Source organism: Mesorhizobium sp. WSM4844 (assembly GCF_055811775.1).
The window spans coordinates 75,572-86,986 of record NZ_JBVVQB010000028.1; the positions used below are offsets into that span (position 1 = coordinate 75,572).

Consider the following 11,415-nt stretch of genomic DNA (forward strand, 5'->3'; position numbering starts at 1 on the left):
TCCACATACAAGAGCCCTTGTTTCCGGCATGAACACGACCCATTCGGATTGATATTAATTCTCGCCAGCTACGATACCGAGAAGATAAATGCGCCTAGTACCGTGCACAATTTCTGAGTAAAAAATGTCCGGACCGCAAGTCGCCATCGACCTTGGCCGCATCGAGCGCAACGCGCGCAACATAGTCGACCGCTGCGCCCTGTCCGGCATCAAGGTCTTCGGCGTCACCAAGGGCACTTGCGGCATGCCGCAGGTGGCGCGTGCCATGCTGCGCGGCGGCGTCGCCGGCATCGCCGAATCGCGGTTCGAAAACATCCGCCGGCTGCGTGACAGCGGCATCAATGCCCCGATCATGCTGCTGCGCAGTCCGCCGATGGCGCGCATCGAGGAGGTGGTGCGCACTGTCGACATCAGCCTGCAATCCGAACTCGCCACCATCCGCGAAATATCGCGCATCGCCGAGCGCATGGGCCGCGTCCACGACATCATGCTGATGATCGATCTTGGCGATCTCAGGGAAGGCATCTGGCCGAACGACCTCATCCCGACGGTCGAGCAGATACTGGCGCTCAGCGGCGTGCGCATCGCCGGCATCGGCACCAATCTCGGCTGCTTCGGCGCCATCATGCCGACGCAGGAAAATCTCGGACAGCTCGTCGCCCATGCCTACAAGACCGAGCGCCTGTCCGGCGCAAGGCTCGACTGGATCTCTGGCGGCGCGTCATCGTCGCTGACGCTGCTGCTCGAAGGCAGGCTGCCCGCCGGCATCAACAATCTGCGGGTTGGCGAGGCGATCCTGCAGGGTGGCGTCGAAACCTTCCGCGAGACGCCGTGGGCCAAACTCGAACCCGATGCCTGCCGGCTGACCAGCGACATCATCGAGGTCAAGCTGAAGCCGTCGCGGCCGATCGGCCAATCCGGCTACGACGCTTTCGGCAACCAGCCGGTGTTTGCCGACGATGGCGACCGGTTGCGCGCCATCGCCAATATCGGCCGCGAGGATGTCTTGATCGAAGGTTTGACGCCAATTGCCAAGGGCGTGCGGGTACTTGGCGCCTCCAGCGATCATCTGCTTCTCGACGTGACCGATGCCGAGCCGCCACCCGCCGTCGGCGACCGTGTCGCCTTCCGCATGAGCTATGGCGCCATGCTGCTGGCAATGACCTCGGAATATGTCGAAAAGGCGCCAATGCACGATGTCGAGGATTTCTCCGGCCGCAAGATGGTGTCGATATCTGCCGAACCGGCGGCGGCCGGCATCCTGGCCAGGGAGGCGACCGGCGCCCGGCTGGAGGCGATGAATTTCGATGTCGTCGAACTGGCCGATATCGAGCGGCCGCCGTCCGGCCTGGTCCGGCTCACCGCCGGCAGCGACCGGCGCATCGCCCACAAGGCGCTGACGGCGACCGCGCGGGCGACGCACTCCTTCGGTTTGATCTGGATCGATTCCATCGCCGCGCTGATGCCCGAGGACGAAGACGGCATCGACCTGCCGGAAGCTTCGGTGCTGGCGCGGGCGCTCGGCCTCGATCACAAGCCCGGCGCGCTGCAGCCACAACTGTCGCCGGAAAACGTCGTCATTGTCGGTTTGCGCCATGCAGATCCGGCCGAGGCCCGGGTGCTGAAGGATTCGCGCGTCTGCGCCTTCACCATGACCGACATCGACGCCATGGGCATGCGCGACGTGATGCACGAGGCGATCCGCATCGCCTCCTCCGGCACGCAAGGCTTTCATGTCAGCTATTCGCCTGAGGTGACCGAATTCGCCGGCTGGGCGGCGGGCTCCGGCGGCATCACGGTGCGCGAAACGCATCAGGCCATGGAGGCGATCGCGTTGTCCGGCGGGCTGTTGTCGATGGACGTTTCCGGCCTGACATCAGGTTTGGAACTGCGATTGGCGGCGGAAACGGTCAATTTCGTCATGTCGGCGTTTGGCAAGCGGATTTTGTGATCAGCCCTGTGCGTCGACCGCCGCGCGCCATGAACGTGCATAATCCGCCCAGGCCGGGTCGACCGGCGGTTCGAACCTTTCGCCGGCGCCTTGTACCGTTCCTTGGACCGACGCCAACAGGGCGGCGCCGATGCTGGTGCCGGTTGCGGCCTCCGACGCGATGACGGCACGTGCGGTGGCTGCAGCGAGCATGCGCGTGAAAAGCCGGTTGCGCGCGAACGGGCCCTCGACGATGGTCGGGCCGTCGGCGCCGATCAGATCGAGGCAGGTGGCGGTCATCAGCGCCAGGTAGAAAGAGATGGCGGCAAAGCGCTGGCCGCCGTTGATGCCGTCCGCGTCGAGCCATGCTGCCCTGTGATGCGGGAACGGCCCCGAACCCTGTTGGGTCGAAGGCAGCAGGGACGTCTTCCGCGCGAGCACTGTGGCGATATCCTCTTCGGTCCAGTCTTCCGATTGGCCGTCCGTCAGCAGCGAAAACTCACGGCCGCCCATGAAGCGTGCCGACGGCACTGGATCACCGAGCGCGTTGACGTTGACCAGCGTGTCGCGCGCCGGGTCGAGCGTGACCTTGTTGCCGCCAACCGCCATCGACACCACCCAGGTGCCGGTCGAGACGACCGAGAACGGCGGCGTATCGGACAGGAGATGCGGCAGCAGCGAGGCGTTGGAATCGTGCAAGCCGCAAAACACCGGCGTTTGCGGATCAAGCCCGGTCCGTATCGCAAGCGCGGGCAGGATCGGGCCAAGGCGATCTTTCGCCGGCCGCACCGGCGCCATCAGATGGCGCCATTGCATCTTGTCGACCAGCGACGAAAAATCGGCCTTCCACGGGTTCCACAGATCGGTGTGGCAGCCAAGCGAGGTCACTTCATTGGCGGTGACGCCGGTCAGGCGCAAGGCCCAGTATTGCGGGTACATCAGCATCGCGGCGGCCTTCGCGAACTCCGCCGGGAAGCGCTTCTGCTGCCAGAACAGCTGCGCGCCGAGATTGAGGCCGACCGGCAGGCGCGGCGTGCCCGTCTCGGCGAAGGCCGGACGGTTCGTGTCATAGTCCTCGGCAAGGGTGTCGGGCCCGGCAAATTCATAGTCGAGCACCGGCAGCACCAGCTCGCCGGCAGTGTCCACCAGCACGCCCGTCGCGCCATGGGTGGTGATCGATATCGCGTCGATGCGCTGTTCGCGATTGATCTCGGCGAGGCTGTCGAGGATGAACGACCACAGAAGCTCGACATCGTGGTGCGGGTAGGGACCGTCAAGGACAGGCGCGTTCGCCATGCGGCGCAGCGCGATTTCGCGTACATCGGCGAGATCGACCAGCGCCAACTTGGCGTTGGTCTTGCCGATATCGATGACGGCGACGTAGCGGGTCATTCCATATGGAACATTGTTTCCAGCGGCACTGCCACCGGCTCGTTATCAGGCCCGGTCTCCATGATGTCGGCCATTTCAGCCCACCAGCGCTGCATCACCTTGTGCTGCGGCAGGTCGTCCATGCCGTGGCCGTCGCGCCGCCACAGCACGCCGAACAAGGTGTTGGTCTCATCGTCGAGATGGATCGAATAGTCGGAAACGCCGGCCTGTTTCAGCAGTGCGACCAGCGACGGCGAGATCTCGTCATGGCGCCTTTTGTATTCGGCCTTCATGCCGGGATTGAGCTTCATCTTGAACGCGTATTTCTCGGCCATCACGTAAAACGCTCCCGCCGCACCCGCCGCCAGACGATGGGCAGCGCGATGACGATGATCAGCAGCAGGCCGATGAAGATCGACATGACGATGCCGGGCACATTGAGCAGCCCGAGGCCGAAAGTCACCAGCCCCATGATGAAGGCGGCGAGCACCACGCCCAAAATGCTGCCGGCGCCGCCCAGGATGCTGACGCCACCCAGCACCACCATGGTGATGACTTCCAATTCATAGCCTTGCGCGATCGATGGCCGGGTCGAGCCGAGCCGGGAGGTGATCAGCACCGAGGCGATGCCCGCCATCAGCCCGGTCAGGCAGAACAGGATGAACTTGATGCGGCCGACACGCACGCCGGAAAACTGTGCCGCGACCGGGTTGTTGCCGATGGCGAAGACGCGGCGGCCGAAGCTGGTCCGGTGCAGAAGGAACCAGTAGATGACCGCCGCGACGAGGAACAGCGTCAGTTCGAACGACACCACCCACCAGACATAGCCCTGGCCGAAGAAGGCGAAGCTGGAGGGATAGCCTTTGTAGGCCTGGTCGCCCAGGACGATGAAGGCGATGCCGCGAAACAGGCTCATCGTGCCGATGGTGACGACGATCGACGGCAGGCCGAGCCTGGTGACGAGCAGCCCGTTGAAGGCGCCGCAGCCGAGCCCGACCAGGATGCCGATCGCCACCAGCACCGGCGTGCCGGCGCCGGCCTGCACCGCCATGCCCATCATCGTCGAGGCCAGTGCAATGATGGCGGCGACCGACAGGTCGATCTCTCCGGAAATGATCAGCAGCGCCATGGCGAGCGCGATCAGCGCCTTCTCGGTGAAGTTGAAGGTCAGGTCCGACAGCGACCACGCGTCGAGGAAATAGGGCGAGGCGAAGCTGTTGACGGCAAAGATGGCGACCGCCACCGCGACCAGCAGCGCCTCCCACGAGAAGATCGCCGAGTTGAGCGGCGTGTCGAGCCGGTCGGGAATGTGGCGCGGGGCTGGGGTGTCGGTCATGCCGCTTCCGCCTTCTTGAGAATAATGCGGCCTTGCCGGCGTTCGCCGCGCGCGTTGAGCACCACGGCCAGGATGATGGCGCTGCCCGAAATCGCCATCTGCCAGAACGGCGAGATGTTGATGACCGGCAGCGCGTTGGAGATGATGCCGAGGAACAGCGCACCAAGCACTGCGCCGCCGACCGAGCCGATGCCGCCGGCGATCGAGATGCCGCCGATGACGCAGGCGGCGATGATGTTGAGCTCGTAGCCATTGGCGACCTCGACCGAGGCGATGACATAGCGTGAGATCCAGAGATAGCCGCACAGACCGGCGGCCATCCCCGAGATGCAGAAGACAATGAACTTGGTGCGGCCGACATCGATGCCGGCGTAGATCGATGCTGTCGGATTGACGCCGATGGCATAGACCGAGCGGCCGAGCGCGGTGCGCGTCATCAACAGGAAGAACAAGGCGATGACCAGTATGGCGATCCACGACAGCACTGGAATGCCGAGAAAGGCCGCGCGCTGCAGGCCGATGAAATCAGGGCTCATCTGATCGGCATTGACCCAGGCGCCGCCTGAAATGACGAAGGTGGCGCCGCGATAGATGGTGAGCGTGCCGAGCGTCACCACGATCGAGGGAATGTTCAGCCGCCATACCAGCAGGCCGTTGATCGCGCCGAGCACCAGGCCGACCAGAAGTGCGATGACGATCAGCAGCGGGATCGGGATTGCCGGATGCGCGGCGTTCAGCATCGCCACCACCATGCCGGTGAAGCACAGGTTCGACGCCATCGACAGGTCGATCGAGCGGGTCAGGATCACCACCATCTGCCCCAGCGCCAGGATCATCAGGATCGAGGTGTCGTTGAACACCTGGCGCAGATTGCCGAAGGCGGCAAAGCCCGGAAAGCGCATCGAGATCAGCCCGATCAGCACGACGATTGCCGCGAGCAGCCAGACTTCGCGATATTTGAGCACAACCTTCATGCCACAATCCCTGCTGCCGTCTTGACCAGCGTTTCGGCGTCGAGCCCCTTGTTGTCATAGATCGCGGCGATGCGGCCCTCGCGCATGACGACGACTCGGTCGGACATGCCGAGGATCTCGGGCAGTTCGGACGACACCATGATCACCGACAACCCTTGAGCGACCAGCTCGGCCATGAAGCCGTGCACGGCGGCTTTCGAGCCGATGTCGATGCCTTTGGTCGGCTCGTCGAGGATGATCACCTTGGGCGCGGTCGCCAGCCATTTGGCGATGACGATCTTCTGCTGGTTGCCGCCCGACAAAGTGCCGACGTCCTGGCTGAGCGAGGCGGCGCGCAGATCGAGCCGCTCGGTATAGGAACGGGCTAGCGCGAACTCTTCGGCCAGCTGCAACACGCCTGACTTGGATGTGCGCTTGAGCGAGGGCAGCGAGATATTCTGGAAGATCGGCAGGCCGATCACCACGCCTTGCTTGCCGCGTTCTTCCGGCACGTAGACGATGCCGGCGTCGATCGAATCCGCCGCCGATTTCGGCATGATCGCCTTGCCTTCCAGCGTGATGGTGCCGCTGCTGGTGCGGGTGATGCCTGAAATCGCCTGCATCACCTCGCTGCGCCCGGCGCCGACAAGGCCGTAGAAGCCGAGGATCTCGCCTCTGTGCAGCTCGAAGCCGATGTCGTCGAACTCGGTCGGGTGCGACAGGCCGGAGACGGCAAGCACCGGCGCGCCGATCTCGGCCTTGCGCTGCGGAAAGATGTGATCGACGGCGCGGCCGACCATCATGCGCACGATCTGGCTCTGGCCGGCATCCCTGATCAGGCCTTCGCCGACCATCTCGCCGTCGCGGAACACCGTGTAACGGTCGGCGATGCGATAGATCTCGTCGAACTTGTGGCTGATGAACAGGATCGCCTTGCCTTCGCTCTTCAGGAACTCGACCAGCAAAAACAGCTCCTCGATCTCCTTCAGCGACAGCGCTGCGGTCGGCTCGTCCATAATGACGATCTGGGCGTCGATCGACATGGCGCGGGCGACTGCGACGAGGTGCTTGTTGGCGATGCCGAGATCCTTCAGCCGCGCATCGGCGTCGATGTGGCCGGCGCCCATGGTGTTCAGTACTTCACGGGCATTCTTGCGCATGGTGCGCCAGTCGATGGTGCCGAGGCGCGATCGCGGCGCATGGCCGAGAAAGATGTTCTCGGCCACCGTCAGGTCGTCGAACAGCACGGTTTCCTGGTGGATGGCGGTGATGCCGTGCCCGAAGGCGGCATGGGCGCTGGGCAAGGTCACGGCCTGGCCATCGATACTGATCGTGCCTGTGTCAGGCTGGTAGATGCCTGTCATGATCTTGACCAGCGTCGACTTGCCGGCGCCGTTCTCACCGATCAGCGCGGTCACCTGGCCGGGGTAGAGCGACAGGCTGACGTCGTTCAGCGCGCGCACGCCGGGAAAACTCTTCGAGATGCCGGACAGGGTCAGGCGCGGAGCCGCAGCCAATGGCTGCTCAGTGGTCGGGTCGAGTTGGGCTGTCGTGTCCATAGTCGTATCAAGCCCTGAAGCAAGTTTCGTTTGAAGGCGCGGCGGAACCTGAGCCCCGCCGCGCCGGCTTGAAGGGCTCCAGGATCAATAGATCTTGGAGAACTCTTCGATGTTCGACTTGTCGAACTTGAAGGGCGGAGCCATCGCGGCCGAGTTGGTGTCGTCGAGGGTGACCTTGCCGACACGGCCGATCGACAGCGTCGCACCCGGCTTGGCTTCTTCCTTCTTTACCGCCAGATCATGGGCGAGGTAGACGGCCGAGTAGCCGAGATCGATCGGGTTCCACAGTGCGACAGCCTGGCTGGCGCCGTTGTCGATGAACTTCTTGAACTCCGACGGCAGCGCCAGGCCGGTGACATTGACCTTGCCGATCAGGCCCTGGTCGGTCACCACCTGCGCGGCGGCCACGACGCCGACGGTGGTCGGTGCGATGATCGCCTTGAGGTTCGGATAGGATTTCAGCAGGCCCTTGGCCTCGTCCGTGCTCTTGGCCGAGTCGTCGTCGCCATAGACGGTGGCGACGAGATTGATCTTGGGGAATTTCTCCGGCAGCACCTTCTTGGCCGCTTCGATCCAGGCGTTCTGGTTGGTCGCGGTCGACGAAGCCGACAGTATGGCGACATCGCCGCCTTCCGGCAGATAGTCGGCGGCAAGCTTGATGATGGTCTCGCCGATCAGGTTGGTGTCCGAGGGGTTGAGGTGGAGCTGGCGGCCTTCCGGAGCGACGCCGGAATCCCACGAGATGACGGTGATGCCGCGATCCATCGCCTTCTTCAGCGCCGGCACCAGCGCGTCGGCGTCATTGCCCGAAATGGCGATCGCGTTGACCTTTTGGGCGATCAGCGAATTGATCACCTCGATCTGCGCTTCGGCGGTCGCCTTGGTCGGGCCGGTGTAGATGATATCGACGTCGCCGAGTTCCTTGGCCGCCTCTTCGGCGCCCTTGTTGGCGGCATCGAAGAAGCCGTTGCCGAGAGACTTCACCACCAGCGCGATCTTGACGTTCTCGGCATAGGCCGCATTCACGAAGATGGCGGCGGAGAACGCCGCCGTAACCATCAATTTCTTCAGAAAGCTCATCGAATATCCTCCCTTGAGCGTTGCATTCCATCGCCGCTGCGAACCCTCAGGCCTGCAGCGAAGATTCTTCCTTGTTGCCTAGCGTTGTGCGGGCGACGACCAGCGTCACACCGGCGGCCTCCAACATCTTGGCCTCGCGATCCTCGATGCCTTCGTCGGTGATGACCGTGGCAATGCGCGACAGGCCGCACAGGATCAGGCTCGAGCGTTTGCGGAATTTTGACGAGTCGACCAGCACCACCAGTTCGTCGGCCTGATCGATCAGTTTCTGCTCGGCCTGGATCAGCAGCGGATCGCCTTCCATCAGGCCGAGTGGCCCGAGCCCTTGCGCGCCCATGAACATGCGGCGCGCATAGAAATTGCGCGTCACGTCATTGTCGAAGGGCGACAGGATGATGTTCTGCTCGCGGTAGATGGTGCCGCCCGACAGCATCACCGTGTTCTTGGAGTGCTTGAGCAGGTGCTCGGCGATCGGAAAGGAATTGGTGAAGATCGGCATGCGGCGACCGGTCAGGAAATGCACCATCTGGAAGGTGGTGGTGCCGCCATTGATGATGATCGGCTCGCCGTCCTTGCACAGTTCCACGGCGTCCCGCGCGATCGCCCGCTTCTGCGCAGCGTTGATCGTCTCGTTGACGGAAAAAGGCCGGCCGGCAAGGCCGATGAATTGCGGCGGGGTGATCGCCTCGGCGCCGCCACGCACCCGGCGCAGGCGCTTTTGCACGTGCAGTGCCGCGATGTCGCGCCGGATCGTCGCCTCGGACGAGTCCGTCAGGTCGACCATCTCCTGCACCGTCACCACAGGCTTTTCCTGGACGGCGGACAAAATGATCCTGTGGCGCTCTTTCTCGTGCATGGTTCCTCCCTGCCAGCACATCTAGGCATTCAAAACGCGCAGTGTCAATCATTTCCGATCAGATAAATTCATTGTGCAATGCAATATGATCGATATTGATCGTTTGTGATTGACAACGCCGCCGCTTGCGTAGAAATTCGGACCAAAGGGACCGCACCGTTTGCGCGTCTCACGTCACGGGAGGATTACCTATGCTTGACAAGCGCTCCGGCACGCGCCTCGCCAATCTTTGGGATGAGGCGACAGCCCTGGGAATGAGCGAGCCGGAACGTCTCGTCTATCGCTCGAATGTTCTTGGCTCCGACAAGCGCGTCACCAACTATGGCGGCGGCAACACCTCTTCCAAGATCTGGCAAAAGGATCCGCTCACCGGCGAAAGCGTGGAAGTGCTGTGGGTGAAGGGATCCGGCGGCGACAGCGCCTCGATTAAAACAGACGGTTTCGCCACCCTCTACATGGACAAGTTGCGCGCGCTTAAGGGTCTCTATCGCGGCCTCGAGCATGAGGACGAGATGGTCGCCTATCTGCCCCATTGCACCTTCAATCTTAACCCACGCGCGGCCTCGATCGACACGCCGCTGCACGCCTTCGTGCCGAAGCCGCATGTCGACCACATGCATCCCGACGCCATCATCGCGATTGCCGCCGCCAAGGATTCGCAGGCGCTGACCAGGGAGATCTTCGGCGACGCGATCGGCTGGCTGCCATGGAAGCGCCCGGGCTTCGAGCTCGGCCTGTGGCTGGAAAAATTCTGCTCCGAAAATCCTGAGGCCAAGGGCGTTGTGCTGGCAAGCCATGGCCTGTTCACCTGGGGCGACACTCCAAAGGAATGCTACGAGACGACGATCTCGGTGATCAACCAGGCGATCGACTGGTTCGAGCGCAAGTCTGAAGGCAAGCCGATCTTCGGCGGCGAAGTCGTCAAATCGCTCGACGCGCCGGCGCGTCGCGCCGTGGCCGCAAGGCTGATGCCGAGGATCCGCGGCCTGATCTCGGAGAAAAGCCACAAGCTCGGCCATTTCGACGATTCGCCGGCCGTGCTCGAATTCGTCAATTCGAAGGATTTGCGCCCGCTGGCGGCGCTCGGCACCTCCTGCCCGGATCATTTCCTGCGCACCAAGATCCGGCCGCTGGTCATCGAATTCGACCCCAAAAATCCTGATGTCGACGCCGTCATCGCCCGTCTCGCCGACGATTTGGCGGAGTATCGCGTTGGCTACCAGACCTATTATGACAGGTGCAAGCATGCGGATTCGCCGCCGGTGCGTGATCCGAACGCCGTGGTCTATCTGATGCCCGGCGTCGGCATGTTCACCTTCGCCGGCGACAAGGCGACGGCGCGCATTTCGGGCGAATTCTACGTCAATGCCATCAATGTCATGCGCGGTGCCTCGACAGTGTCGACCTATGTCGGCCTGCCCGAGCAGGAAGCCTTCGACATCGAATACTGGCTGCTCGAAGAGGCGAAGCTGCAGCGCCTGCCCAAGCCGAAAGCGCTTGCCGGCCAGATCGCGCTGGTCACCGGCGGCGCCGGCGGCATCGGCCGGGCGACGGCCAACCGGCTGCTGCGCGAGGGCGCCTGCGTCGTGCTGGCCGACATCGACGAGACCGCCCTTGCCAGCGCCAATGACGAATTGGCCAAGGCCCATGGCAAGGATTTCGTGCGGCCGGTGGTGATCGACGTCACGTCAGAGGACCAGGTGATCTCCGGTTTCGCCGAGACGGCGGTCGAGTTCGGCGGCATCGACATCCTGGTGTCGAATGCCGGCCTGGCAACCTCGGCGCCGATCGAGGAGACGACGCTGGCGCTATGGAACAAGAACATGGACATCTTGTCGACCGGCTATTTCCTCGCGTCGCGCGAAGCATTCCGGCTGTTTCGGGCGCAGAAGATCGGCGGCAATGTCGTCTTCGTCGCCTCCAAGAACGGGCTTGCCGCATCGCCCAATGCCGCCGCCTATTGCACGGCCAAGGCCGCCGAAATCCATCTGGCGCGCTGCCTGGCGCTGGAAGGCGCGGAGGCCCAGATCAGGGTCAATGTCGTCAATCCCGACGCCGTGCTGCGCGGCTCGAAGATCTGGACCGGCGAGTGGAAGGAACAGCGCGCCGCCGCCTACAAGATGTCGACTGACGACCTCGAGGAACACTATCGCTCGCGCTCGATGCTGAAGCGTTCGGTGTTCCCCGAAGACATCGCCGAGGCGATCTATTTCTTCGCCTCCGACATGTCGGCCAAGTCGACCGGCAATATCGTCAATGTCGACGCCGGCAACGCCCAGAGTTTTACGCGCTAGGCGATCATTTTTTGAGGGTGGCGCTGCCCCTCATCC

At 63.2% G+C, this 11,415-nt stretch carries 9 protein-coding genes; 2 read left to right on the forward strand and 7 right to left on the reverse strand.

Features of this window, described 5'->3' with window-relative positions; translation table 11 throughout:
• The first annotated feature begins 124 nt into the window (after nucleotides 1-124).
• Entirely contained in the window at nucleotides 125-1,951 is a 1,827-nt protein-coding gene (locus AC0L2A_RS21435) for an alanine racemase (protein ID WP_473610522.1), read from the forward strand.
• Here the strand turns inward: AC0L2A_RS21435 and AC0L2A_RS21440 are convergent, their stop codons facing one another.
• The 7 genes from AC0L2A_RS21440 to AC0L2A_RS21470 all read right to left on the reverse strand — a co-directional run bounded on the left by AC0L2A_RS21440 (nucleotide 1,952) and on the right by AC0L2A_RS21470 (nucleotide 9,085).
• Nucleotides 1,952-3,322, reverse strand: coding sequence for an FGGY-family carbohydrate kinase (locus AC0L2A_RS21440; RefSeq protein ID WP_473610524.1), 1,371 nt, complete (start codon nucleotides 3,320-3,322; stop codon nucleotides 1,952-1,954).
• Entirely contained in the window at nucleotides 3,319-3,636 is a 318-nt protein-coding gene (gene rhaM / locus AC0L2A_RS21445; protein WP_473610525.1) for an L-rhamnose mutarotase, read from the reverse strand. The genes AC0L2A_RS21440 and rhaM overlap by 4 nt, the downstream gene beginning before the upstream one ends.
• Nucleotides 3,636-4,637 carry an ABC transporter permease gene (locus AC0L2A_RS21450; RefSeq protein ID WP_023803290.1) on the reverse strand — a complete coding sequence of 334 codons (1,002 nt, stop codon included), beginning with the start codon at nucleotides 4,635-4,637 and terminating at the stop codon, nucleotides 3,636-3,638. The genes rhaM and AC0L2A_RS21450 overlap by 1 nt, the downstream gene beginning before the upstream one ends.
• On the reverse strand, nucleotides 4,634-5,611 hold the full coding sequence (locus AC0L2A_RS21455) for an ABC transporter permease (RefSeq protein ID WP_473610527.1): 978 nt from the start codon (nucleotides 5,609-5,611) through the stop codon (nucleotides 4,634-4,636). The genes AC0L2A_RS21450 and AC0L2A_RS21455 overlap by 4 nt, the downstream gene beginning before the upstream one ends.
• Nucleotides 5,608-7,149: a sugar ABC transporter ATP-binding protein gene (locus AC0L2A_RS21460; protein ID WP_473610528.1), complete on the reverse strand. Its 1,542-nt coding sequence runs from the start codon at nucleotides 7,147-7,149 to the stop codon at nucleotides 5,608-5,610. The genes AC0L2A_RS21455 and AC0L2A_RS21460 overlap by 4 nt, the downstream gene beginning before the upstream one ends.
• Before the next feature lie 84 nt (nucleotides 7,150-7,233).
• Nucleotides 7,234-8,229 (reverse strand): rhamnose ABC transporter substrate-binding protein, encoded by a 996-nt coding sequence (rhaS, locus tag AC0L2A_RS21465; protein ID WP_473610530.1) that lies wholly within the window; start codon nucleotides 8,227-8,229, stop codon nucleotides 7,234-7,236.
• Between the two features lie 46 nt (nucleotides 8,230-8,275).
• Complete coding sequence (locus AC0L2A_RS21470; protein WP_473610531.1) at nucleotides 8,276-9,085, reverse strand: DeoR/GlpR family DNA-binding transcription regulator; 810 nt, start codon at nucleotides 9,083-9,085, stop codon at nucleotides 8,276-8,278.
• A gap of 191 nt (nucleotides 9,086-9,276) precedes the next feature.
• Between AC0L2A_RS21470 and AC0L2A_RS21475 the strand changes: the two genes are divergently transcribed.
• Nucleotides 9,277-11,379 (forward strand): bifunctional rhamnulose-1-phosphate aldolase/short-chain dehydrogenase, encoded by a 2,103-nt coding sequence (locus AC0L2A_RS21475; RefSeq protein ID WP_473610532.1) that lies wholly within the window; start codon nucleotides 9,277-9,279, stop codon nucleotides 11,377-11,379.
• The last annotated feature ends 36 nt before the right edge of the window (nucleotides 11,380-11,415 follow it).